Source organism: Pseudoalteromonas rubra, from assembly GCF_005886805.2.
GTDB classification, from domain to species: domain Bacteria; phylum Pseudomonadota; class Gammaproteobacteria; order Enterobacterales; family Alteromonadaceae; genus Pseudoalteromonas; species Pseudoalteromonas rubra_D.
This window is the reverse complement of sequence record NZ_CP045429.1, coordinates 2,993,576-3,019,614: the sequence shown is the minus strand read 5'-3', so window position 1 is coordinate 3,019,614 and position 26,039 is coordinate 2,993,576. Positions and strand designations below refer to the sequence as shown.

Genomic DNA, 26,039 nt, shown 5'->3' with positions numbered 1-26,039 from the left:
AGCAGGCCACGCAGCACAGCTATCGATGCGCGTACCTGCTTTTTGTAGTGCCGCTTTTGCTGGCAATACCGACTGCTCATCAGAGAGCTGTTTTACCGACTTTTTTGAATTTTAATTGCATAATATTGTTCTTATTGTTTTTTTACTCTCAAGTGGTCAAATTAAAGTATGTTGTTGGGGCTGACGTTCAGCAGGAAATGGGTCCAGCACTTGATGTGGTATCCCCAGATCTTGAATAAACTGTCTGGCTAGCAGCGGGGCATCGTGGTTGTCAGCAGTGTGAAAAAACACATAAGGTGTGCGGCCTTCATTCAACCAGACGCGAATTTTGTTAAGCCAGGGCGCATAAAATGCGCGATTAGCTGTTAAATCTGAGCAGCCAACAAAGCGCAGCATCGGTGCCTGAGAAGTGGCGATGACATTTACGGGTACCCGAGGTTTCTTTTGCTGAGCATCAATGATGGCGGGGGTTGCCGGAGGCTCACTAAATAACGGCCGGGTGTCCATGATAATACGATTGACACCTGCGTGCATTAAGAGCTGGTTAAAGCGTTTTTCCGCGTCTCCCTTGGCAAAGAAATCCCGGTGTCTGACTTCAATACCCAATGTTAGTTCTTTTGGCATTTGTGTTATGAAGTCTGCAATACGGGTGAGGTACTCGGGGCTGCAACTGGCCGGGAGTTGTAGCATAACCATGCCAAGGCGTGAAAAGAGTGGCTCGAATAAATTGAGCCACTGCTTGAGTTCTTGCTGGCATTGGCTTAAAGCCAGCTCGTGAGAAATGTGTTTCGGGATTTTAAAGGTAAAGCGAAAGGTGTCAGGTACGGCGTTTGACCAGGCTGTGATCGTTTCTGGCTTAGGGCTGGCATAAAAGCTGGTATTGCCCTCTACACTATTAAAGATCTGTGCATACTCGCGCAACATATCTGCGGTTTTACAGTCACTCGTAAAAAAACGGCCTTTCCAGTGTGCTGCGCTCCACTGAGGGCACCCCAAATACAGCATCTCATTCGCTCCCATATTGCTTTGCGTTGGAGTCTAACAAAGTCCGGATGGAGAAAAAATCGTAACAGCGAAAGAATCCGGCCTTTGTGGGATGACAAAGCGTGGCAATTTTATATAATTGGCGATTAAATTTATCATTCATTATGCCCTTTAGAGTAAGTAGGCAAATAGGATTATTATGCGCTCAATATACTGCGGAAAATTAAACAAGGACCATGTAGGTCAGGAAGTGGAGCTATGTGGCTGGATCAACAAACGTCGCGATCTGGGTGGCCTGATCTTCATTGATCTGCGAGATCGCGAAGGTTTGGTCCAGGTTGTGTTTGATCCAGAAGTAGATGGCCTGATGGATGTTGCTAACACATTGCGTCAAGAGTTCTGTGTTAAAGTGACAGGTACAGTTCGTGCGCGTCCTGAGAGCCAAATCAATCAGGATATGGCGACCGGTGAAGTAGAGATCCTCGGTACTGGTCTGACAATTATTAACCGCGCTGAGCCACTGCCACTGGACTTTAACCAGGAAAACTCAGAAGAGCGTCGCCTGACCTATCGCTATCTTGACCTGCGTCGTCTTGAAATGAGCGATCGCATTAAACTGCGTGCTAAAGCATCAAGCTTTGTGCGCCGCTTCCTGGATAGCAATGACTTCCTGGACATAGAAACGCCGGTACTGACTAAAGCAACCCCTGAAGGTGCGCGTGATTATCTGGTACCAAGCCGTGTACATAAAGGCAGTTTCTATGCATTGCCACAATCGCCTCAGCTGTTTAAACAGTTGTTGATGATGTCTGGCTTTGATCGTTACTATCAAATCGTGAAATGTTTCCGTGACGAAGATTTACGTGCGGATCGCCAGCCTGAATTCACACAAATCGATTTAGAGACGTCGTTCATGACATCTGATCAGGTGCGTGATATCACTGAGCGTTTGATCCGCGAAATGTGGCAGGAACTGCTTGAGGTAGATCTGGGTCAGTTCCCGGTAATGAGCTACGAAGAAGCAATGCGTCGATATGGTTCAGACAAGCCTGACTTGCGTAACCCGTTGGAGCTGATTGATGTTGCTGATCTGGTTAAGGACGTTGAGTTTAAAGTACTTGCCGGCCCTGCAAATGACGAGAAAGGCCGTGTGGCTGTGTTGACTGTACCGGGTGGTGCGTCATTGTCTCGTAAGCAAATTGATGAGTATACAAAGTTTGTGGGTATCTATGGGGCAAAAGGCCTGGCATGGATGAAGGTGAACGATCTGGACGCTGGCCTTGAAGGTATTCAGTCACCGATTGCCAAGTTCCTGAACGAAGAAGTGATCAAAGGGATCCTGGCGCGCACAAATGCGCAGACTGGCGACATCATCCTGTTTGGTGCAGATAAGCGTAATGTTGTTAACGAAGCTATGGGTGCACTGCGTCTGAAAGTGGGCCTGGACCTTGAGCTGACAAACCTGAAACAGTGGGCACCGCTGTGGGTTGTTGATTTCCCAATGTTTGAGGAAGACGACGAAGGTAACCTGCACGCAGTACACCATCCGTTCACGGCACCAAAAGATATTTCAGCGGCAGAGCTGGAAGCCAATCCGGCTGGTGCAATTTCAGATGCCTATGACATGGTATTGAATGGTTACGAAGTCGGTGGTGGCTCTGTGCGGATCCACAACAACGATATGCAGCAGGCGGCTTTCCGTATCCTGGGTATTGATGAACAAGAGCAGCAAGACAAGTTCGGCTTCCTGCTGGATGCACTGAAGTACGGTACGCCACCACATGCAGGTCTGGCATTTGGTCTGGATCGTCTGGTCATGTTGCTGTGTGGTACAGACAACATTCGTGATGTGATTGCGTTCCCGAAAACGACTCAGGCATCATGTCTGATGACCAATGCCCCTAGCGTCGCTAATCCGGATGCACTAAAAGAGCTCGCGGTGACAGTAACCGCGCAGCAAAAAGATGCTGAATAATTACAGCGAATAGCATGAAAGAGCGGCGACTAAGCCGCTTTTTTTTATTCTGCGAGTCGTACAGATAACTGGAAATTCATACAGTATTTTGGCATGATAGCGAAAAAACAACGAGAGTATGCGCCTTGGCAGTAATTTTAGGCATAGATCCAGGCTCCAGGCTGACCGGGTACGGCGTAGTTAAGCGTCAAGGCAGTCAGTTTCAGTATCTGGGCAGCGGTTGTATTCGGCTTGGTGATAAGCCATTTCCACAACGACTACAGATGATTTATCAGGGCGTAAGCCAGATCATCGAACAGTTTAACCCGCAGGGATTTGCGATTGAGCAAGTCTTTATGGCACATAACCCTGATTCAGCTTTAAAGCTTGGTCAGGCACGCGGTGCAGCCATTGTCGCAGCCACTATGAACGAGATTGAGGTCTTTGAATACTCAGCCCGGCAGGTCAAACAAGCCGTTGTTGGCACCGGCGGAGCGAATAAGTCTCAGGTTCAGGAAATGGTTAAGCGACTATTAAAACTCCCGGGCACTCCCCAGGCCGATGCTGCTGATGCGCTGGCCATTGCAATTTGTCATGCACATTCAGAGCAAAACCTGATCAAGCTGGCAGGTAACGCGAAAAAAACCGTACGAGGAAGATTGAGGTAATTATGATAGGCAGACTCAAAGGTATTCTGGTAGAAAAACAACCACCAGAGATCCTGTTAGACGTAAGTGGGATCGGTTATGAAGTGCAAATGCCGATGACGTGCTTTTATGAGTTACCTCAGGCGGGTAATGAAGCAACCATCTATACTCATTTTGTGGTGCGCGAAGATGCACAATTACTGTTTGGCTTTAACCATAAAACTGAGCGGGCGTTGTTTCGCGAGTTGATCAAGGCCAATGGGGTTGGCCCTAAACTGGCACTGGCGATTTTGTCGGGTATGTCCGCGGAGCAGTTTGTACAGTGTGTCAATCAGGGCGATGCGTCTACTTTGGTGAAAATTCCGGGTGTAGGCAAGAAAACGGCTGAGCGGCTGGTGCTTGAGATGAAAGATAAGTTGAAGAACTTTGGTCATGATTTGTTGACTCCATTCAGCGATAACGCCATCTTAGCACCTCAGGAAGATCCCACTGTGGCGAATACGCCTGAAGACGATGCGCTGGCAGCATTGTTAGCACTTGGCTATAAACCTGCACAAGCGCAAAAAGCACTGAAAGCGGTGAGTAAACCAGGCATGGATACCGAAGGGCTGATCAAAGAAGCCCTGAGATCTATGATGTAAGAAAGGCTGATTAGGTAATTATGATTGAAGCAGACAGACTCATAGAGCCGGAAGTTCAGGGCAGTGAAGAGGCCGTAGACAGAGCAATACGACCTAAGTTGTTGGCGGACTATACCGGTCAGCAGCATGTCAAGCAGCAAATGGAAATCTTCATTGAAGCGGCGCGCAGTCGTGAAGAAGCACTCGATCACTTGCTGATATTTGGTCCGCCGGGGTTGGGTAAAACGACCTTGGCAAATATTGTGGCGAATGAGCTCGGGGTGAATATTAAAACCACCTCAGGGCCTGTGCTTGAAAAAGCTGGCGACCTTGCTGCAATGCTGACCAATCTGGAGCAAGGGGATGTGTTGTTTATTGATGAAATACATCGTCTGAGTCCTCAGGTTGAAGAGATCCTTTACCCCGCGATGGAAGATTACCAGCTCGATATTATGATTGGTGAAGGGCCGGCAGCCCGCTCAATAAAGCTGGACTTGCCACCTTTTACGCTTGTGGGGGCTACGACCCGAGCAGGATCACTGACCTCACCGCTGAGAGATCGTTTCGGCATTGTACAACGTCTGGAATTTTATTCTGTGGCTGAGCTGGCATCGATTGTGTCACGCTCTGCACATTTCTTGAATCTTGAGATCAGTGACGCCGGGGCGGTTGAAGTGGCCAAACGGGCGCGTGGTACGCCGCGTATTGCCAACCGTTTGCTAAGACGTGTCCGGGACTTCGCTCAGGTAAAAGGAGATGGCAGTGTCGATGAAGTGATTGCCAGTCAGGCGCTGGATATGGTCGACGTTGACAAATGTGGTTTTGATTACATGGATCGTAAGTACTTACTTGCAATCATTGAAAAGTTCACGGGGGGGCCTGTGGGTTTGGATAACCTGGCTGCGGCCATAGGTGAAGAGCGTGAAACCATAGAAGATGTGATAGAACCTTATCTGATCCAGCAGGGTTTTATTCAGCGTACACCCAGAGGGCGGATCGTATCAGACAGGGCTTATCTGCATTTTGACTTAGTGAAACCAGACGACTAACGCATAATGTTATACCCTCAAACGACCTGACTGGCAGCGTGCAACGCGTTGCCTGGGTCTTTCCCTCCTATTTCCGCACCCGTATTCATTTCGTGCTCATTTTGCTTCATTTATTTTAAGCGGATCAAGAATCTGATGTGTTGGTAAATTGCGGACAAAAAAAAGCCCGCACAGTGTGCGGGCGAAAACAACAAGTTGAAGGAAGTAATCCAGGGAACAGATGAGTACATTAAGGTGTTATCCAAAACTTCCTCATCATGACTGCAGAATAAATCAGACTTCTGCGGCCTAAGTAACTGTGCATTTGCATTGAGAGATGCTGCTCGCTCAGTACGGGGAGTATAATAAGGCGCCTGAGGGATTTTATCAAACTAGAAAAATTGCAGTTTTGTTATAAAAAAAACTAATGCGATGAGTTTTTACAGCCCCTGATTGAGCAAAACATAAACTGATGATGTTTTATAAGTTTATGTAAAATAAGGTTTTGTCTTTATTATACTCAATTTGTGAATATTAGATTATTTGTTGTTAATTGGTATTACCAATCGTTTTTTGAGGGTTTATTCGGAGATAGTGAATAAAACTTTACTTTTATGCAGGTTGCATAAATAAATAAACACGCTCAACGCTGTACTGTTCCGACCACATTAATTTTCTGTCACAAACACGCGTTAGGCTTTGCAATTAAGGGTTCTAGTTCACTTTGTTATAGGCCGGTTTTACTGCTAACCGTGGGCTATGTAGGTGGGGTTTTGTGTGGGCTGTATTTGCGCCGATGTTGAGTGTAGGTCCGTCAATCGGGCCAAAATAAAGCGTCAAGGGGCTGAATGTGCGAATTATCGGCATTTAAGTGGATTTTACGGCATTGAGATTGTAAGCCCTTATTAGTGTGGTTAAACTACCTGAACCTTTTTGCTGGCTTACAGTCAATACGGTGACGGCTGCCTTGGCCGAGAACACAATTATTTTCTAGGAGTATAACAACGTGGAATCGGGACTTAATTTCGTAGATCTCATTTTAGAAGCCAGTATTCTCGTGCAACTTGTAATGTTGACACTGGTCGGCATGTCGGTTGCTTCATGGGCCATTATTTTTCAGCGCCGCAGCATACTGGCGCAGTCTCTGGCAGATGCGAAGAAATTTGAACAAAAGTTCTGGTCGGGAATGGATTTGGGCAAGTTATATAATGAAATTACGGCCAGAGCGGGCAGCTCTAGTGGCTTAGAGGCGCTATTCGTATCCGGGTTTAAAGAATTTGCACGTCACAAGAAACAAAACACAGGATCGGCGAGCATGATCATAGAAGGGACACACCGCTCTATGCGTGTGGCTCTGTCCCGTGAAGTTGAGAAAGTGGAATCCGGATTGTCATTTTTAGCAACGGTGGGTTCTATCAGCCCTTACATCGGCCTATTCGGTACTGTTTGGGGGATCATGAATGCATTTATTGCGCTGGGTGAAGTGAAGCAGGCAACGTTGCAAATGGTTGCGCCTGGTATTGCTGAAGCTTTGATTGCTACGGCCATGGGTCTGTTTGCGGCTATTCCGGCGGTCATGGCATATAACCGCTTTGCAAAGAATGTAGAAAAGCTGGAGTCAAACTACATCAACTTCATGGAAGAGTTTGCCAATATTCTGCATCGCCAGGCTGCCAGCTTAACTGAGGCTAAGCAAAATGTATCAGCATAAGAGACGCCGCCCTGTCGCAGAGATCAATGTGGTGCCATACATTGATGTTATGCTGGTTCTGTTAATTATCTTTATGGCAACGGCGCCGCTGATCACCCATGGTGTTAAAGTGGACTTACCGCAGATGGAGGAGTCAGATCTGGTAGACACCAAAGACGCGCCACCCATTATCGCCAGTATCGATGCTGAGGGCCGTTACTACGTCTCTGTAGGAACCGATCCGGAAGCACCAATGGATGCCGTCGAAGTGGCAGCCATTATTAAGCTGAAGTTACAGCAAAATCCGGAGACCCCGGTGATGATTAAAGGCTCAGGGCATGTGTCATATCAGGAAGTTCTGTTACTCATGGACTTTTTGAAAAATGCCGGTGTGCCGTCTGTTGGGCTAATGACTAAATCGTTTGAGGACAGTTAATGGATGCTTTAACCAGCGGCATATTTAAGTCATTTTTACTTCATTTCGCGATAGCCGGGTTATTGTTTGCAACGGCTAATTTCCAGTTTTCCAGCCCCAGTGTGATGGAAGTTCAGCTTAATCCGGCCGTTAATGAAATTGAAGAAGTCAAAGCCGTGTCAGCGATCTCGGTTGACCAGCAGGCTGTAGAAAAGAAGATTGCCCAGTTACGTGAAAAAGAAGCGCAACAAAAACGAGCCGAAGAGAAAAGGATCCGTGATTTAGAGCGCCGTGCTGTTCAGGCACGTAAAGACCGTGAAGCTGAAGCTCGTAGGATCAAGAAACTTGAGCAACAGCGTCTGGCTAAGCTTGAAGAAAAGCGTAAGGCAGAAGCGCAGGCGAAACGTGCCCAGGAAATTCAAAACAAAGAGCGTCAGCAGGCTGAAAAAGCCCGACAGGAAGCCCATGCCGCTGAGCAGGCCGCTAAAGCCGCTGCCGAAAAGCGTAAAGCTGAGGAAGACAGGTTGAGACAGGCGGAAGCCAAGCGCAAGCAACAAGAAGAAGAAGCTAAACGTAAGGCTCAGGCTGCTGAAGAAGCACGCCAAAAAGCTTTGCAAGAGCAATTGCTGCAGGAGCAATTGGCGCAGGAACAAGCCGCCAGAGCCAAGGTCCGCCAGCAACAGATCCTGACGGAAGTCGACAAGTACAAAGCACTGATCATGCAGCGGATCCAATCTAACCTGTTGATCGACGAGAAAATGAAGGGTAAACAGTGTCGTCTGAATATTCGTCTGGGCTTCAATGGCCTGGTGACACAAGCAGAGTCACTCGGTGGTGATAAACTGGTGTGTGAAGCGGCTTTACGAGCAGTGCGAATGGCGGATACGTTACCTGTTTCTGAAAATAAAGATGTTTTCGAACAGCTTAAGAATATTAACCTGACGATTAAACCAACTCTATAAAGGAAGACCATGTACAACCATTTAAGAAATTTACTCTTGGTTCTGGCTTTCGCTGCGCAGGGTGTCGCCTACGCCGCACTGGAGATCGTAATTACAGAAGGGGTCGACAGTGCCCGACCGATTGCGATAGCTCCGTTTAAATACATTGGCAATGGCGAAGCACCTGCTGAGCTGAGTTCAGTGATTGCAGCGGATTTGATCCGCAGTGGTAAGTTTAAGCCGGTGGCAGAGGAACAAATGCCTCAGCTACCAACAACGGATGAAGAAGTAGACTACGACGCCTGGGTTGAACTGGGTGTCGAAGCCGTTGTTGTGGGCACCATTACTCAACAGCCAGCGAATCGTTACCTGGTGAAATATGAGCTGATCGATGTGATCCGTGCTCAAATCACCGGTGGTGAAACGCGCATGATGACCAATGGCAAATTGATGAAAAGCCAGGATCATATCCTGGAGGCGCGCCAGAGTGTTATTGATGCGCAGAGCTTTCGCTATTATGCGCATCAGATCAGCGACGTTGTTTACGAATCTCTGACGGGTGAAAAAGGCGCATTTCGTACTAAAATTGCCTATGTCATTGTTCGTGAAGAGCAGGATAAACCTTATCAGCTGGTTGTGGCAGATTATGACGGCTACAATGAACAGGTGCTGTTGCGCTCTAAAGAGCCTTTGATGTCGCCGGCCTGGTCACCGGATGGTAACAAACTGGCGTATGTCACGTTTGAGAATCGTCAATCACAAATTTATATTCAAGATATTTATACGGGTAAGCGTGAGATCTTAACCAGTTATTCCGGGATCAATGGTGCACCGCAGTTTTCTCCGGACGGCACACAAATGCTGATCGTGTTGTCAAAAGATAAAGGCGGCGCAACAGAAGTCTATTTGATTGACCTTGAAACGCGTAAAGAAAGACGTCTGACTAAGCACCGTAGTATAGATACTGAGCCAACCTGGCACCCAAATGGCAAAGAAATAGTCTATACATCTGAAAGGGGTGGTAATGCCCAGATATATAAGTTAAATTTAGATACAGGAAGATCACGGCGTGTAACTTTTGACGGCGACATGAACTTAGCTGGGTCAATCACGCCAGATGGTAAACAACTGGTAATGGTAAATCGTACATTAGGCCGTTACCATATTGCCAAGAAAGAATTGGATTCTGGGCTGTTTCAGGTATTAACGCGCACCAGACTCGATGAATCACCGAGTATTGCGCCGAACGGCTCTATGATTATTTATAGTACCTTGCATAATAATAAGCAGGTACTGGCGTTGGTGTCGATGGATGGCCGCTTTAAGGCTCGCTTGCCGGTATTAGACGGACAGGTTAAGGCACCAGCTTGGTCGCCATTTTTACAGTAATTTTGCTGGTAAGACTTATAAAAGATATAGGAATATACTCGATGCAACTTAACAAAACTCTCAAGGCCCTTTTGGTCGCGTTGCCTGTGATGACGCTGGCTGCATGTAGCTCTTCATCGGGCACAGGTGAAGGTGCTGGCAGCGAAACAAACGCAGCTACTGCAAACAATGGCAGCAACGTTGATGTGAACACAGCAACACGCCAAAAATCAGCAGAAGAGCTACTGAAAGAAAAGTATGAAGCGTTGCGTCAAGAGCAGATCGTATACTTCGACTTTGACCGGTCTACTGTACGCAGCGAATTTGTGGAGCTGCTACAAGCACACGCTGATTTCCTGGTTAAAAACCCAAGCGTAAAAGTACTGATTGAAGGTCATGCCGATGAGCGTGGTACACCTGAGTATAACATCGCATTGGGCGAAAGCCGTGGTAAAGCCGTTGCTAAGTATCTGCAGAGCCTGGGTGTATCTGACAGCCAGATTTCTGTTGTAAGCTATGGTGAAGAGAAACCAATGGACAAAGCGCGCAACGAAGAAGCTTTTGCTAAGAACCGCCGTGCGGTACTGGTATACTAATTGTAAAGAGATGCTATGAAGCCGAATACTATTTTGGCAGCCATCATCTTAGTCAGCGGGAGCTCCCAATTGTGGGCAGCTCCCGCTGCTGTATCTGATGCTGCTGGTGCTACCCAAACTATTGAACAACGTTTGTCTGTGCTTGAAAATTTAATGCGTAACCGCAACCTGATCCAGGCTGAGCTGCAAACGCAACTTGATCAACTTCAGGACGAAGTGAGCCAGATCCGTGGTGTGACAGAGGAACAAAGTTACAAGCTCGAAAAAGTACTGCAGCGCCAACGTGAGCTGTACCAGGAAATCGAAACACGTGTCACCCAAGTCTATGAGCAAAGCAAGCAGCTGCAACCCGTTGTGACGCCTGATAGTGCAACTGCGCAGGCTGTGAGCACGGACTTATCTGAAAATGAAGCCTATGACAGAGCGGTTGCTTTGATCATGAAAGATAAGCGCTACGATGCTGCTATTCCTGAATTTGAAGGCTTCTTAAAGCAGTTCCCAAATTCTGTCTATATTCCTAATGCACATTACTGGTTGGGTCAGCTTCAGTCTATCAAGAATCAGGATGCTCAGGCCATGGTGCACTTCCGTACAGTGGTTGATCAGTTTGCTGACTCAAATAAGCGACCTGATGCGATGTTAAAGCTGGGAACCTTACTACAAAAAGTGGGGCAATCTGCTGAAGCAAAGGTTCTGTTTGAGAATTTAATTAAAGAATACCCCAGTACCACAGCGGCAAAACTGGCGACAGAACGACTCAGCGAAATATAAATGGCTGAATTTTTCTCAGAGTGATTTAAAATTAGGCGCTTAGACGCGAAAATTGAAAAAAACAGGCGATTTCGGTTGCACAAGATTTTTAAATAAGTATTATAAGCGCCCGCAGCAGCCGATAGTGTTACACACTTCTTGCAGCGAAACAATTTAGTGGGTCATTAGCTCAGTTGGTAGAGCAGTGGACTTTTAATCCATTGGTCGATGGTTCGAGTCCATCATGACCCACCATTCAAATTTGGTCTATAACTTAAGTAACTCCGAGCGGGTCATTAGCTCAGTTGGTAGAGCAGTGGACTTTTAATCCATTGGTCGATGGTTCGAGTCCATCATGACCCACCATTCAAATTTGGTGCATTACTTAAGTATCTTCGAGCGGGTCATTAGCTCAGTTGGTAGAGCAGTGGACTTTTAATCCATTGGTCGATGGTTCGAGTCCATCATGACCCACCATTTCAAATTTGATGTATTACTTAAGTATCTTCGAGCGGGTCATTAGCTCAGTTGGGCGAGAAAAACGAAGCACCGCTTCGCAGTTTTCGAACGCGAGTCAGGACGACGACGCTAACCGATAGCCGTGCCCAATCTTCAGGACGATTTAATGGCACTTTAACACCGAGCGGGTCATTAGCTCAGTTGGTAGAGCAGTGGACTTTTAATCCATTGGTCGATGGTTCGAGTCCATCATGACCCACCATTTCAAATTTGGTGTATTACTTAAGTATCTTCGAGCGGGTCATTAGCTCAGTTGGGTGAGAAAAACGAAGCACAGCTTCGCAGTTTTCGAACGCGAGTCAGGACGACAAGCCGGGCCCAATCGTCAGGATGACTTAATGGCACTTTAACACCGAGCGGGTCATTAGCTCAGTTGGTAGAGCAGTGGACTTTTAATCCATTGGTCGATGGTTCGAGTCCATCATGACCCACCATTTCAAATTTGGTGTATTACTTAAGTATCTTCGAGCGGGTCATTAGCTCAGTTGGGTGAGAAAAACGAAGCACAGCTTCGCAGTTTTCGAACGCGAGTCAGGACGACAAGCCGGGCCCAATCGTCAGGATGACTTAATGGCACTTTAACACCGAGCGGGTCATTAGCTCAGTTGGTAGAGCAGTGGACTTTTAATCCATTGGTCGATGGTTCGAGTCCATCATGACCCACCATTTCAAATTTGGTGTATTACTTAAGTATCTTCGAGCGGGTCATTAGCTCAGTTGGGTGAGAAAAACGAAGCACAGCTTCGCAGTTTTCGAACGCGAGTCAGGACGACAAGCCGGGCCCAATCGTCAGGATGACTTAATGGCACTTTAACACCGAGCGGGTCATTAGCTCAGTTGGTAGAGCAGTGGACTTTTAATCCATTGGTCGATGGTTCGAGTCCATCATGACCCACCATTTCAAATTTGGTGTATTATTTAAGTATCGTCGAGCGGGTCATTAGCTCAGTTGGTAGAGCAGTGGACTTTTAATCCATTGGTCGATGGTTCGAGTCCATCATGACCCACCATTCTTGTTACTTCTCTCCTTTATCATAATCTTTTAAATATTCCTTCAAAATATCGACTTCAACTAGGATTATCGCCCCGATTTTCGTATAATTCGCGGATATCCCGTATATGTGGACTAGTGGTCGAGAGAATGAGTCTAGCAGAACAAATTATGCCGGAGGATTATATTTTTCCTCCAAAACCTGCCCCTTTAACTAAGCAGGAACAAGTCGAATATAAAGCCAGAATTAAAGCGTTGTTAAAAGAAAAGAACGCTGTTTTGGTTGCCCATTACTATACCGATCCCGAGATTCAGGCTCTGGCTGAAGAAACGGGCGGATGTGTCGCTGATTCACTGGAAATGGCACGTTTTGGTGCCAAGCAACAAGATGCTGATATGATCATCGTTGCTGGTGTACGCTTCATGGGTGAAACGGCCAAGATCCTGACACCAGAAAAAACCGTTGTTATGCCAACTCTGGCAGCAACCTGTTCACTGGATGTAGGCTGTCCTATCGATGCGTTTTCTGCATTTTGTGATCAACACCCGGACAGAAAAGTGGTTGTGTATGCAAACACTTCAACCGCGGTGAAAGCGCGTGCTGACTGGATTGTGACTTCGTCATGTGCACTTGAGATTGTAGAGCACCTGGATTCTGAAGGTGAGAAAATTATCTGGGGCCCGGATAAACACCTGGGTTCTTACATTCAAAAGAAAACCGGCGCGGATATGATCATGTGGAACGGTGCCTGTATCGTTCACGATGAGTTCAAAACCAAGGCACTGAAAGACATGAAGGCATTGCATCCGGATGCTGCAGTGTTGGTACACCCTGAATCGCCGGCTGAAATTGTTGACCTAGCAGATGCCGTTGGTTCAACAAGCCAGTTGATTAAAGCTGCACAGGATATGCCAAATCAGAAGTTTATCGTTGCGACTGACCGCGGTATTTTTTACAAAATGCAGCAACTGTGTCCTGAAAAAGAATTCTTTGAAGCACCTACTGCGGGTGAAGGCGCAACCTGTAAGAGCTGTGCGCATTGTCCGTGGATGGCGATGAATGGTCTCAAAGCCATAGAAGAAGCGTTGATCGATCCAAGTGGCAAAGAAGTCTTCGTTGATATGGAACTACGTGAAGGTGCTTTGCGCTCATTGAATCGCATGCTGGACTTCTCAGCAAGTTTGCAAAAGTAGGTCAAGTTGCTTAGATACTAAGCACTTAGCCGTGTTTTTACAAAAATTACTTGCTAAAGTGGTACACTTTTCATAGTATTAGCGCCGCACCTTAGCGGTGCTACAGTGCGGAGAGATGGCTGAGTGGCTTAAGGCGCACGACTGGAACTCGTGTATACGTTTATAGCGTATCGAGGGTTCGACTCCCTCTCTCTCCGCCATTCCTAATTTAAAAAAGGCGTCCATCGGACGCCTTTTTGCGTTTTACTTTTCCCTGTCTTGGCGCCTAATAGTTTCTGGTGACGTTATACTTGGTAGTACACAGTTGGCTAAAAAGCCGTTACTATATTCGGCATTAATCGAGTCTGCGAATATCCAATGCAAGAAGAACTACTCAATTCAGTCATCAAAATAACAAAAACAAGAGACATAGATTCACTCGAGTACAGCCTGCTTTCGACGATTCAGGAGCTGGTAGGGTGTAAGCATTTGTGTGTGTATAAAAACTTTAATACTCAGGAAGACCTTGCGGTAGAGCGAAGCATTGGATTAACCATGCATGGTGAGCGGGAATTTGAATGGCTCGACAGGCAAGTGATTGAGCAGCCTCAGTCTGAGCTGATTTCTTGTTTGCAGTCGTCCTGTATCATTACGGTGCAAAGCGCCGATGGCATAGAAAAGCGCTGGTTGCCTATCAACATTCATGAAACACCGGTAGGCGCGATAGAAGTGCACTCAGGTGGTCTGAATAGCAGTGAGCAGGTACTGCTTAACGCCTTTGTGCGCATTTACGAAAATTATCTGACTATATTGCACGAAAATGAGCGGGACAAGCTAACTGGGTTATTGAATCGTCAGACCTTTGAAAAGAAACTCAAGCAGCTGCTAGAGAAGCAAGTCATAAAACAAAATCGCCACATTCGCGATGATCAGGACCCACGGACATTCCATCAGGGCGCCACATCCTGGTTAGCTATGGTAGACATAGATCACTTTAAACAAGTGAACGACAACTATGGTCATGTCTGCGGCGATGAAGTGCTCCTGTTGGTTACGCAAAAAATGCAACAGTTCTTCCGTTCAACGGACTTGTTATTTCGCTTTGGTGGCGAAGAGTTTGTCTTAGTGTTTGAACCCACGGATCAGGCGTCCATTGAGGCAAAACTAGAAAAGTTCTTAGCGCTTATTCGTAATACGCACTTTCCGTTTGTTAAGAAGCTTACGGTGAGTGCCGGGCTTGCGCGGATCAGCCCTTATGATTTCCCAATCAATGTATTGGAGAATGCAGACAGAGCTTTGTACTATGCGAAAGAAAATGGTCGTGACCAGCTGGCATTCTTTGAGGCGCTGTTAAATGAACATAAACTGGAGCGCCATGACGAAGGCTCCGGGATCGACTTGTTTTAAGCGGCTCGCACATTCAGCGGTAACACCATTCAGTTACCGCGCCCTTGACTCATTTTCCTCAGGTTACAGGCAATCAGGCACGTTGATATTGGCCTGCGAAATCTCTTACACTGACCAAAGCCCGAATACTTGGTTAAAAAGCCAGAGACATCATTATGTTGCATATAATCCAATCAAATCGCATGGAAGCCCTTCAAGCGCAATTTACGACATTATTGAAGCAGGCTCCGCTTACGGATCCTTTTGCCAATGACATTGTACTGGTGCAGTCGCCAGGTATGTCTCAGTGGCTCAAGAATGGACTGAGCCGGGATATTGGGTATGCCGCACAGGTTGAGTTTCCGTTGCCACTGAGCTTTATCTGGCAGCTGTATCAACAGTTTTTGCCAGATGTACCGAAAGAGTCGCCGTTTAATAAAAATAACATGAGCTGGAAGCTTTTCACTTTGCTGCCACAGCAGCTCTCAAATCCGCTTTACGAGCCGCTCAGAGCCTACCTAGAGGATGCCAGTGACCAGTCACAAAGTGAGCTAAAGCGCTTTGCGTTGTGTGAGAAAATTGCCGACGTGTATGACCAATATTTGATGTACCGGCCAAACTGGTTAGAACAGTGGGAGCAAGGCATGGATACGCTTGAGGATGTCGATATTAATATCGCGCCCTGGCAACCTGATCTGTGGCGGATATTGGTAGCACACACCCATCAGCTGGGACAAAGCCCCTATAACCGGGCAAATATGCACCAGCAATTGCTGACAAAACTGGCCGAAGCCGACCCGACAACCTTACCTGAGCGGATCTGCATATTCGGTCTTTCTGCCATGGCGACTAACCAGTTAGAGATATTTACTGCACTGGCGCAAAAGAGTGATGTCATACTGTTCTTTTTTAATCCCAGTGAGCACTATTGGGGCGATCTGGTTGATGAGAAAACCCAGGCTAAGATCCTTGCCAAGTATCGGGTAAGGCCAGCAGTGGATGCCCAGCTGCAAAAACAATCCGGGGAAGCCAGCTATTACAATACGGGCAACCCCTTGTTGTCCTCCTGGGGTAAGCTAGGCCGAGATTATCTGGAGCAGCTATTACAAACAGATGCACGATGGCTGGATGGCTTTGTTGACCAGTTTGGCGACAGTTTGCTGGCTCAGTTACAGCGGGAAATATATCAACTTGCTTTTAAGGGGGAATCCCTGGTCGATGATCCAAATTGGTACGTAAGTGCCCAAGGGCGCCTGACCATAGAGCAGGCGGACAGCTCGTTACTACTGTGTGACTGCCATACCCCTTTGCGTGAAGTTGAGCTGTTGCATGATCATTTGCTGGGTTTGTTTCATGAAGACCCGACACTGACGCCAAAAGACATCATCGTCATGATGCCAGACGTAGGCACTTATAGTCCTTATATTGAAGCCGTATTTGGCAGTGCATCAGGGGTGAGAAAAATACCTTTTGCACTGGCCGATATGAGCATAGATCAAGAAAAGCCTGTACTGAACTCGTTTGTAACACTGGTTGGCCTGCCATTTAGTCGTTTTAGTGTGTCGGATATACTGGACCTGTTGGGGGTTGAACCCATCAGTAACCGCTTTGTTGTTGAGCAGAGCGAGTTTGTTCAGATCCAGACCTGGCTTCAGCAGGTGGCTGTAAAGTGGGGACTCAATGGTGAACATAAAGGTGATTATGGATTGCCGGAAATTGCCCTCAATACCTGGCAGCATGGTCTTAAACGATTGCTTTTGGGTATTGCCAGTGCCGATGAACTGACGGCGTATAATGAGATATACCCGGCAGACGCGGTAGAAGGCATGGCAGTGAATACATTGAGCAAGCTCATTGCTTTTATTGAAGCGCTGGCGCAGGCGCGCGAGCAGCTATTAGTCGCAACACCGCTCGATGAGAAATGCGCAGTGTTGAGACAGATGCTGGCAGACTTTTACGATCAGGACACAGAGCAGAGCTGGGATCTGATGCAGTTGCATAAGGTGATCGACGGACTGGAAAAGCACCATGAGAATGGCGATTTTGCCGGTGCCGTTGACGCTAAAATTGTGTTGCATCAAGTTCGTCAGGGAATAAAAGATAAGGGCGTCGGACAAAGGTTTTTGGCCGGTGCGGTGAACTTTTGTACCCTGATGCCGATGCGGGCGGTGCCGTTTAAAGTTGTTTGCTTGTTGGGTATGAATGACGCCGATTATCCGCGACAAGTGCAGCCCATTGGTTTTGATTTAGTGCCGTATTCGCGTCGTCGTAAAGGTGACCGCTCTCGTAAGCTGGATGACCGTTATTTGTTTTTAGAAGCGTTGCTCAGTGCACGCCAGCATCTCTATATCAGTTATCTGGGACGCTCATGTTATAACAATGAGCCTCAGGTACCGTCCATTCTGGTCAGCGAGTTATGCGAATATCTGGACCGCGCTTTTTGCTATCCTGATGAGTCACTCAAACCCAGTGAGCAGGTATATCGTCAGGCCCCTTTGCAGCCGTTCAGCAATCAGCATTATCTGCCAGGCACTTTGCACAGTTTCAATCCCAACTGGTGTCCGTCAAACAGTGAGAAACACACTGAAGTGGCGCAACAGAACACCGAGTCTGCTATTGAGGTTGAGTTGGATGAAGAGTTGGAATTACCCGATTTTTTGCGCGCTTGTCTGGCACCGCAGCGCTGGTTTTATCAGCATACTCTGGGCGTACGTCTGGTCATGCTGGAAGAGGACACACCAGACAGTGAACCATTTGCCTTAGACCCTCTGACGCGCTATCAATATCTGGATGAAATTTTGCACAGTGAACTGAACGATGCCCCTTTGCCTGAAGCCCAGCTGCTGCAGCGAGCTCAGCTGCCACAGGCCAATGTGGGGGTGGTGGAACTGCAAAAGCTCAAAGGGCGTGTTGCTGCCATGTCGGGGCGTTTAAAAGACGTTATGACGGAGCATGTGGAACCCATAGAGGTATCGCTGCGAATTGGTACAACCCAGTTACTCGGCTGGCTTGCCAATGTCTATCAGAGCAAACAGGTATTTTATCGTACAGCCAGCATCAAAGGTAAAGATCGGATCCGTGGCTATCTGATGCACTTGATAGCTAACTGCGTGACCCAGGATATAGAAACTCATATTTATGGGCTGGACGAGCAAGTTGTGTTTGCGCCGCTTGGCCATGATGAGGCACATAAGCAGCTGTCAAAATGGCTGGCGTTTTATGCCCAGCTGGTTACCCGGGCTGTGCCGTTTTTCCCGGCTACCAGTTACGAATATTGTAAAACGCAAGATATGAGCAAAGCCCTGAATAAATTTGTGGGTGGTCAGTACATAGGGTTTGGTGACAGTGAAGATCCTTATGTCGCTTTGAGCTTCCCGTCTTTACAGGCTTGTGAAGCTGAGTTTGTTCAGTTGAGTAGTGATCTGCTGACTCCCCTTATTGATCTTGCACAGGAGACCCGCTATGAGACGGCTTGATCCCCAAACCATGCCTCTGTCGGGCCATAACCTGATTGAGGCCAGTGCCGGAACTGGCAAAACTTATACCATCACAGGTTTGTATTTGCGTTACTTACTGGGGTTAATTGATAACCAGACCCAAACTACCCCCCTTAGTGTTGAGCAAATCCTGGTGGTGACGTTTACCGATGCTGCCACCCAGGAGATCAAAGATCGGGTACGCAAACGGATCGTGCAGACACGGGATGCTTTGTTGGGTAGCGAATGCAATGACAAGCTGATCATTGAGTTGCTGGCACAAGTGGTTGATCAGGAAGCTGCGTATCACTTGCTGGATGCTGCCGCTAAGTCCATGGATGAGGCGGCCATTTTTACTATTCACGGCTTTTGCCAGCGTATGCTCAAGCAGCATGCATTTGAATCTAACCTCAGCTTTAATTTGGAATTTATCCTGGATGACAGCGAGTTATTTAACGCGGCAGTGGAGGATCACTGGCGGCGCTTTGTTTACCCGTTAGATTCAGACAAAACTGAGCTGGTTTTATCACATTTCTCTCACCCACAGGCGCTGGCAAAACGCCTCTATCCCTTGCTCAAGCGCGGTGACGCCCGATTACAGCCAGAACTGGATCTGGCAGTTGTGCTGGCGCAAAGGGCCGAATATCAAAGCCGTGCAGATAAGTTTAAACAGCAACTGTTAAACTCAGACTTTTTTCAGGTGCTGCGCGACTCTGGCATTGCGAAGAATAAAGCGCCCGGACGACCTGCCAATATCCAGGCGTTAATCGACTACTGTATGGGGGATGGCTGGTATTTTGAGTTTGGTACCAGTAAACATTCCTTTGCTTTATGGGGAGAAGCGCAATTAAGTGATCCGAAGAACTACACTAAAACGGGTAAGCCGATTGTGCATCCGGCGATGAGCTGGTTTGATGAAATGGCACAATTACATCAAAGTGTTGCAAAGGGGCTGCCTATTGCGTTATTGCAACATGCATTGAATGAAGTGCGCGCTTTGATGGCGCAGGCTAAGCTCGAACACAGCCTGATCTCGCCGGATGATCTGCTTCAGAATTTGCATCAAGCATTGCATGGCGCACAAGGTGAGGCGCTGGCAGAGAAAATTGCACAGCTCTATCCGGTCGCTATGATTGATGAGTTTCAGGATACAGATCCGATCCAGTTTGGCATATTTTCACGCGTCTATGGCACTGACAGCAGTTGCGGCCTGACCATGATAGGCGACCCGAAACAGGCCATTTATGGCTTCCGGGGGGCGGACATCTTCACCTATATCGGTGCCAAACATCAGGTCGACGAAGCCCGGCAATTCACACTGGATAAGAACTATCGTTCAGCCAAGCGGGTAGTTGCTGCCGTAAATGCGATTTTTACTGCGCAGGCAGATAGTTTTATATTCAATCGCGACATACCTTTTATTGAAGTTGAGGCGGCAGGTAAAGACGCCGACAATACGTTTACCCTGGATGGTGTTGAACCTGCGGCCCTGCAATTCAACGTACTCGAGGACGACGATTCGCCCGTTACGACCAAAGCCACGGCCTACCCACTGCTGGCGCAGGGATTTGCCGCACAGATTGCGCAGATCCTCACAAAGGCTCAGCAAGGGCATGCTTGTATAGGTCAGCGACCTGTGCTGGCAGCAGATATTTGTGTACTGGTTCGTGACAGGGGAGAAGCGGGCGTTATTAAGCACGCTTTACAGGCGGCAGGCGTGAGCAGCGTATACCTGGCCCGGGACAGTGTTTTTTCGCAGCCCGTGGCCGTTGCTGTGTGGCAGTTATTACACGTGGTGCATGGCAGTTATGATGAAGCCGCTTTGCGTGGCGTACTGGCCGGGCCTTTGTTTGCATTGAGTGAACAGCAAATTTTTGCATTGCGTACCCAGGAAGGGCAGTGGCAGCGTTATCTGATGCAGTTTGCCCACTTGAAACAGCTTTGGTATCAACAGGGAGCCATGGCAACTTTGGAGTCTTTACTGGTAGACAACCAATTAGTCAGACTGTGGCAGCAAGCTGGCTTTGAAGTAGAGCGCTGGCTGACTGATTATCGCCACCTTGCCGAGTTGTTGCAACATAAACAGATCGAACTTGAAGGAACGCAGCGGGTCATGCGCTGGTTACAATCTCAGTGCGCTAATCCTAGCTATGAGGGCACCCAGTTACGCCTGGAGAGTGACGCCGATCTGGTTAAAATTGTCACAATGCATGCTTCTAAAGGATTGGAATACCCGCTGGTCTACCTGCCTTTTGCCAGTGCTTATCGGGAGGCCAGCGAAGCAATTTACCATGATAATGGGGAGTTGGTGCTGGATTTGGATGCCGACGATAGCGCACGGCAAAGCACTGAGCGGGAACGCCTTGCAGAGGATATTCGGCTGCTTTATGTGGCGTTAACACGGGCGATTCATTTTTGCAGCCTCGGTTTGTATAACTTGCCACTGGGGCGCAGCAAAAAGCCAGGGATCCAGCAATGTGCGCTAGGGCACGTGCTGTTTGGCACCGATAAAATTACCGATGCTGCACAGTGGCATGAACAGCTACGCAGCTTATGTTCAGTCCATGAGGGGATGGCTTATCAGTCATTGCAGGTCGCACCTTGTGTTTATCAACCAGAGCGGACAGAGTCACCTCAGCGTTTGCAAAGTCGAGCCGTCGAAGTGGTGATTGAACAAAACTGGCGAATGACCAGCTTTAGTCAGCTGAGTTATCATGAGACAAGTGCTGATCGGCCTGTGGGTGCACAGGATGAAAACCATAAAATAGATTTGCCTGAGTCCAGTGTGATCAAGCGTTACACCCCCTATACTTTTGTGAAAGGTGCCCGGGCGGGGAGCTGTTTACACGAAATCTTTGAGCAGATTGATTTCACAGCGCCACACGCGCCCACCCGGCCGGACAAACTGACTCTGGCCGAGGCGACTCAGACTTGCCTGGAGAAATATCACCTGGACACTGTCTGGCAGGAAACGCTTGAGCATTGGATCGAGGGGTGTTTAAATGCGCCCCTAATGCCCTTACCAGAGCTGACTCTGGGTCAGTTGTCAGTATCTGACTGCCTGGTAGAAATGGAGTTTCAGCTACCCCTGAAACGTTTGTCCTATACCCGGCTAAATAAATTGGTTGCGCAAATCACAGGTGTGCCCAGCCATTTGCGCTTTGATGAGGTGCAGGGCATGTTAAAAGGCTTTATCGATCTGATTTTTGTCTGGCAGGGGCGATATTTTATCCTCGATTATAAATCAAATTATCTGGGTGATACGGCGGCAGACTATCAGGCTGACAATCTGGCCCTGGCGATGAGCTCGCATCAATACCATCTTCAATATCTGATCTATTCTGTTGCTTTACATCGACTACTAAAGCACCGTCTTACAGACTACAGCCCTCAGCAGCACCTCGGCGGCGTGTATTATTTGTTTTTGCGTGCATTACCAGACGGTGCCGGTTGCTTCTTTACGCAACTGGATGAAAGAACGTTATTGCAATTGGACGCCTTATTTGATGCGGGAGAACAATAATGACACAGGGGATGTTTGAATTTCAGTCTGATGATTTGGATCACCAGGCATATATTGCGCTGCTGGTACATACCCAGCGCGTGCGTGCTGCCGATGTCGCCCTGGCAAAGCTGTTGTGTCAGGAGCAGTATGATGCGGTATTCTATCTTGTTTTGTTGCTGCAACGGGCTGAACAAAGTCAGCATACCTGTTTATTGCTGGCAGACATCGACTGGCAGAACCCCTTTTCGTTGAGTGCTGAAGAGATGACGGTATTTGCGGGTATGTCAGGCGCAGCGCATGCTTTGCCCTACACGCCGTTTGATAGTCCGGATGCTGCCCTCGGTGCGTTGCAATCACACCCTGCGGTAGGAGAAAACAAGCCGTTAAGGTTATTTTCAGGCCGGTTATACCTGGCGCGATTAGCAGAATATGAAGCGTACCTGAGTAGTCGTTTTTTACAGATGGCCCGGCAACCTATCCAACTGAATGAATCACAATTAAGTGGGTTGCTGGATCAGTATTTTCCCAGTGGCAATGCTGAGGGGGTAGACTGGCAAAAGGTCGCTTGTGCAATGGCTGCATCGAGCGGGTTTTGCGTGATCACTGGAGGTCCGGGAACCGGTAAAACCACTACCGTGACTAAGTTATTGGCTATCTTGCAATCTCTGTATACCGAGGTGCCACTGAGTATCAAGCTGGTGGCTCCAACCGGCAAAGCGGCTGCCAGGCTCAGCGAATCAATTATTGGGGCGAAAGGGCGTTTGGCGTTGGCCCCCGAACTGGCCAGTCTGATCCCCGAACAGGCGCAAACAGTGCACCGTTTGCTTGGCGTGATCCCACATACCAATCGTTTTATTCATCATGAACAAAACCCGTTGCATATCGATTTGCTGATAGTAGATGAAGCATCTATGGTGGATCTGGCCTTGATGAGCAAGCTGGTCAGGGCATTACCTTCCCATGCCAGATTGATCCTGTTGGGCGATAAAGATCAACTGGCTTCGGTCGATACGGGGAGCATTCTGAGCGATTTGTGTAATCATCTGAAACTGGGATCACAACCCGCCTATACCGCCAGCCGTGCGGCGTTTTTAAATCAGGTGTGCTTTGCTGGGCAAGCCTTATTAAAAAGTAAAGCAACGCGTTATGCACTGGCTGACGCCACGGCGTTTTTGCAACAAAGCCACCGCTTTAAAAGTGACAGTGGGATCGGCCAGCTGGCGAGTGCGGTGAATCATAACCAGCCCGAGCGACTGCAACAGGTGATCAACCATGGCTTCAGCGATTTGAGTTTTTATGGGCTGAGTGTGAGTCAATACAACGCGCTTTTGGAGCGAGCGGCTGATCATTACAGTCGATACCTGGCTGCCATTGTGGATAAACGAGAGCCAGAGGAGGTGCACGGGCTGTTTAGTCAATATCAGCTGCTGGCTGCTGTCAGAGAGGGTCCTTATGGTGTTTCTGAGCTGAATAAGCGAATTGAACAAAAGCTTGCTCAGCGTGGACTGATAGCGCCGTTTAACCGTTTCTATGCCGGGATGCCGATTATGATCACGCAAAATGATTATCAGCTAAAACTCTTTAATGGCGATATTGGTATTCTATTACCTGATGAGCAAGGTCAGCTCTACGCAACCTTTATCGACGAGCAAAATACTGTCAGGCACTTTTACCCGGCGAGGCTGCCCAGTTATGAGCTGGTATATGCCATGACGATCCACAAGTCGCAGGGATCGGAGTTTGATTATACCGCGCTTATTTTGCCGCCTATTCAGCGGGCAGGCAAAGGGGTAAATCGCCAGTTGGTGTACACAGGAATTACACGCGCAAAGCGACATCTGGAGCTCAATTGTCAGCCACAAGTACTACAACTGTCTATGCAAGCGCAAGCCGGACGGCATTCAGGAATGTCGGGTAGGTTATGTTTTGGTTAAATTTATGTTTTTATCTTGTTTGTTTTTTTCTTTGGTCTACAGTAGTAGATAACGGAGATGACAGACAGTGTTCATCACCGTTGATAACCCAGTGATTTATGCCGCCAGTCGCCTGGCGGCATTTTTATTTTCCCTTTCCGGAAGTTGCGTAGGCCACATAGTGGTACAGTGTTGACTTTTTCAGCAGATTGTTGCTTTATAAAATAAAGTAATTACTCAAAAGAACTAGAAAGATGAAAACACTTGAGCAACACTTGGTCAATTACGCCTTGTACCACAGAGATAAGCGCAACATTGCAACCCACTTTGTTGGCGTCCCACTGATTGTGTTTGCCGTTGTCTGGATGACATTCTGGCCATTAGGAAGCGTTTTTCAGACGCAACTGAGCTTGTCTGGCGGCTTAATTCTGCTGACTAGTATGTACTACTTATATTTGTCGCCCACGCTTGGCAGCTGGATGATAGCCTTTCTGTTGATTTGTCAGGGTGCCGTTACTTTGGCATTCGATGCAGCCACACATGCCGGTCTGGACGTTGTCTGGTTTTATGTCATGGGGCTCGGCTTATTTGTCATTGGCTGGGTTATCCAGTTTATAGGACATTATTTTGAAGGGAAGAAACCCGCTTTTGCGGATGATCTGATGGGGCTGCTGATTGGACCGCTATTTGTCATGATGGAATTGCTTAACAAAGTTGGGTGCTTTAAAGCACTTGAACAGCAGGTAAACAATCAGGCCGGTCCGTACCGGCCCTGAACAACGTGTGCGTTAGATTGAAATACGGGTTTCAAGCTGGCAGCCTTTAACAATGGTAATATTCTGACAGTTCAGACGAATCTTTCCGTTGTTGGTTTCCAGCACATAGGCTAACTCGGGTGCTTTGTCGCCGCCAGCTTCTGTCAGTTGTTTACGAGCACGATGCACCATAATGTTCATATGATTGGTTTGCACGCCAAGTGCTTTGGCCAAATCTTCTCGATAAAGCCATCCCTGAGACTCGGTATCCATCCCATTTTGTTTATCGTCAATGCGTGTTCTTGCCAGCAGCAGCATCAGATAGTGGTGAGTACGACAGCCCAGGTCAATTTCCTGCCCTTCCAGCTCCAGTGTTAAATCGGTTTTTTCTTCATCCTGACTAACGCTAAAGTTGAGTGCAATGGGCTTTACAATCGGCTGATTGTCGAGGTGCTTGGTCATGGTTGATGTGTTGGCGCAGTAAAACAGCCATTGTTGACCAAATAAAGAGACCACTCCTCCGTCAATCAGTGCTTGTCGGTCAGAGGTATTTAAATCTTCGAGAAACCAGTAATTTAGTAAGGCATCAAAGTAGACGATGTGACTGGCTTCTTCGTCATTGGGCAGCAGTATTTGGTTTTCAAGTTCGATCACCTGATTGGCGTTCGTCTGTGAAACCAGGTACTGGCAATTGGCATTTAAATTTGCCACAACATAAGAATTTTGCCCAGGTGCAGCAAAGTCAATTTTATCATTTTCGGAGAGTTGATAGGGTAGGTTCTTATCAATTTTCTTGTCGTTGATCCAGATCCCATTGGTGCTGACGTCGCGGATCAACCACGTGTTGTTTGCATGTTCAATGATGGCATGGTGCCTTGATATGCCTGGCTTATCGACGAAGGTATCTACATTAAATTTGTAACGCCCAAAAGTGTGATAACTTTTTAGGTAAATTTTTTCTAGTTTCTGTTCATCGATTAAATATGCCATAAGATTTTCCTAACTTTCCGTATAAGTGACGCACACGAATTTGCACTTCGGTGGAGATTCTACCTTGTTGAAGGGACTATTTCCTTAGTTACCTTCAGTTTATAAAAAGAACCCGCCGAAACGGGTACTGTTATTTCAGGAAGTATTCACAATAATAACAACCGAAGAGACAGGCTATTATCGTGTCCGGGCAAAGACAATTGCGAACATTATCATTGTAACGAGTCAGCTCGTATCTTGCCATTACAGTGGATTACACCGAGCGGGTTAGTCCCTTGCATAAAGTGCAACGATGAACCATATTTTCTGTATGGTTCGGCCACAGGGTCGATAGTGGA

The 26,039-nt window shown here is 47.6% G+C and carries 18 protein-coding genes and 9 tRNA genes; 25 read left to right on the top strand and 2 right to left on the bottom strand.

What is annotated here, in order from left to right:
• Positions 1-156 precede the first annotated feature (156 nt).
• The gene (locus tag CWC22_RS13120; RefSeq protein ID WP_138537684.1) at positions 157-1,005 is read right to left on the bottom strand and encodes a DUF72 domain-containing protein; all 849 of its coding nucleotides are present in this window, start codon (positions 1,003-1,005) and stop codon (positions 157-159) included.
• 178 nt (positions 1,006-1,183) lie between these two features.
• Here CWC22_RS13120 and aspS point away from each other — a divergent pair, with 178 nt between their 5' ends.
• The 25 genes from aspS to CWC22_RS12995 all read left to right on the top strand — a co-directional run bounded on the left by aspS (position 1,184) and on the right by CWC22_RS12995 (position 24,732).
• Positions 1,184-2,959 carry an aspartate--tRNA ligase gene (aspS, locus tag CWC22_RS13115; protein ID WP_138537503.1) on the top strand — a complete coding sequence of 592 codons (1,776 nt, stop codon included), beginning with the start codon at positions 1,184-1,186 and terminating at the stop codon, positions 2,957-2,959.
• 125 nt (positions 2,960-3,084) lie between these two features.
• Positions 3,085-3,606: a crossover junction endodeoxyribonuclease RuvC gene (gene ruvC, locus CWC22_RS13110; protein ID WP_010382203.1), complete on the top strand. Its 522-nt coding sequence runs from the start codon at positions 3,085-3,087 to the stop codon at positions 3,604-3,606.
• A 2-nt stretch (positions 3,607-3,608) separates the two neighbouring features.
• The gene (gene ruvA, locus CWC22_RS13105) at positions 3,609-4,226 is read left to right on the top strand and encodes a Holliday junction branch migration protein RuvA (protein WP_010382201.1); all 618 of its coding nucleotides are present in this window, start codon (positions 3,609-3,611) and stop codon (positions 4,224-4,226) included.
• Between the two features lie 20 nt (positions 4,227-4,246).
• Positions 4,247-5,254 carry a Holliday junction branch migration DNA helicase RuvB gene (gene ruvB, locus CWC22_RS13100; protein WP_138537501.1) on the top strand — a complete coding sequence of 336 codons (1,008 nt, stop codon included), beginning with the start codon at positions 4,247-4,249 and terminating at the stop codon, positions 5,252-5,254.
• Positions 5,255-6,239: 985 nt separating this feature from the next.
• Complete coding sequence (gene tolQ / locus CWC22_RS13095; RefSeq protein WP_010382197.1) at positions 6,240-6,944, top strand: protein TolQ; 705 nt, start codon at positions 6,240-6,242, stop codon at positions 6,942-6,944.
• Positions 6,931-7,359, top strand: coding sequence for a protein TolR (gene tolR, locus CWC22_RS13090; RefSeq protein ID WP_010382196.1), 429 nt, complete (start codon positions 6,931-6,933; stop codon positions 7,357-7,359). The genes tolQ and tolR overlap by 14 nt, the downstream gene beginning before the upstream one ends.
• Positions 7,359-8,300 carry a cell envelope integrity protein TolA gene (gene tolA, locus CWC22_RS13085; protein ID WP_049866421.1) on the top strand — a complete coding sequence of 314 codons (942 nt, stop codon included), beginning with the start codon at positions 7,359-7,361 and terminating at the stop codon, positions 8,298-8,300. The genes tolR and tolA overlap by 1 nt, the downstream gene beginning before the upstream one ends.
• 9 nt (positions 8,301-8,309) lie before the next feature.
• The gene (gene tolB, locus CWC22_RS13080; RefSeq protein ID WP_138537499.1) at positions 8,310-9,668 is read left to right on the top strand and encodes a Tol-Pal system beta propeller repeat protein TolB; all 1,359 of its coding nucleotides are present in this window, start codon (positions 8,310-8,312) and stop codon (positions 9,666-9,668) included.
• Between the two features lie 41 nt (positions 9,669-9,709).
• Entirely contained in the window at positions 9,710-10,243 is a 534-nt protein-coding gene (gene pal / locus CWC22_RS13075; RefSeq protein WP_138537497.1) for a peptidoglycan-associated lipoprotein Pal, read from the top strand.
• Between the two features lie 15 nt (positions 10,244-10,258).
• Entirely contained in the window at positions 10,259-11,014 is a 756-nt protein-coding gene (gene ybgF / locus CWC22_RS13070) for a tol-pal system protein YbgF (protein ID WP_138537495.1), read from the top strand.
• A 158-nt stretch (positions 11,015-11,172) separates the two neighbouring features.
• Positions 11,173-11,248, top strand: a tRNA-Lys gene (locus CWC22_RS13065).
• A 35-nt stretch (positions 11,249-11,283) separates the two neighbouring features.
• Positions 11,284-11,359, top strand: a tRNA-Lys gene (locus tag CWC22_RS13060).
• Between the two features lie 35 nt (positions 11,360-11,394).
• Positions 11,395-11,470: transfer RNA gene (locus CWC22_RS13055), tRNA-Lys, on the top strand.
• Between the two features lie 168 nt (positions 11,471-11,638).
• Positions 11,639-11,714: transfer RNA gene (locus CWC22_RS13050), tRNA-Lys, on the top strand.
• Positions 11,715-11,870: 156 nt separating this feature from the next.
• Positions 11,871-11,946 (top strand) — tRNA-Lys (locus CWC22_RS13045).
• A 156-nt stretch (positions 11,947-12,102) separates the two neighbouring features.
• Positions 12,103-12,178: transfer RNA gene (locus CWC22_RS13040), tRNA-Lys, on the top strand.
• 156 nt (positions 12,179-12,334) lie between these two features.
• Positions 12,335-12,410, top strand: a tRNA-Lys gene (locus CWC22_RS13035).
• 36 nt (positions 12,411-12,446) lie between these two features.
• Positions 12,447-12,522 (top strand) — tRNA-Lys (locus CWC22_RS13030).
• Between the two features lie 131 nt (positions 12,523-12,653).
• Positions 12,654-13,697 (top strand): quinolinate synthase NadA, encoded by a 1,044-nt coding sequence (gene nadA / locus CWC22_RS13025; RefSeq protein ID WP_138539529.1) that lies wholly within the window; start codon positions 12,654-12,656, stop codon positions 13,695-13,697.
• A 109-nt stretch (positions 13,698-13,806) separates the two neighbouring features.
• Positions 13,807-13,897, top strand: a tRNA-Ser gene (locus CWC22_RS13020).
• A gap of 157 nt (positions 13,898-14,054) precedes the next feature.
• The gene (locus CWC22_RS13015) at positions 14,055-15,083 is read left to right on the top strand and encodes a GGDEF domain-containing protein (RefSeq protein ID WP_138539528.1); all 1,029 of its coding nucleotides are present in this window, start codon (positions 14,055-14,057) and stop codon (positions 15,081-15,083) included.
• A gap of 155 nt (positions 15,084-15,238) precedes the next feature.
• On the top strand, positions 15,239-18,538 hold the full coding sequence (gene recC, locus CWC22_RS13010) for an exodeoxyribonuclease V subunit gamma (protein ID WP_138539527.1): 3,300 nt from the start codon (positions 15,239-15,241) through the stop codon (positions 18,536-18,538).
• Positions 18,525-22,061, top strand: a complete 3,537-nt coding sequence (recB, locus tag CWC22_RS13005; RefSeq protein WP_138539526.1) for an exodeoxyribonuclease V subunit beta — start codon at positions 18,525-18,527, stop codon at positions 22,059-22,061. Before recC ends, recB begins: the two co-directional genes overlap by 14 nt.
• On the top strand, positions 22,061-23,977 hold the full coding sequence (gene recD / locus CWC22_RS13000) for an exodeoxyribonuclease V subunit alpha (protein WP_138539525.1): 1,917 nt from the start codon (positions 22,061-22,063) through the stop codon (positions 23,975-23,977). Before recB ends, recD begins: the two co-directional genes overlap by 1 nt.
• 233 nt (positions 23,978-24,210) lie before the next feature.
• Complete coding sequence (locus CWC22_RS12995) at positions 24,211-24,732, top strand: DUF962 domain-containing protein (protein ID WP_138539524.1); 522 nt, start codon at positions 24,211-24,213, stop codon at positions 24,730-24,732.
• Between the two features lie 12 nt (positions 24,733-24,744).
• Here CWC22_RS12995 and CWC22_RS12990 read toward each other — a convergent pair whose 3' ends face one another.
• Positions 24,745-25,701: an FHA domain-containing protein gene (locus CWC22_RS12990; protein ID WP_010382174.1), complete on the bottom strand. Its 957-nt coding sequence runs from the start codon at positions 25,699-25,701 to the stop codon at positions 24,745-24,747.
• Positions 25,702-26,039 lie beyond the last annotated feature (338 nt).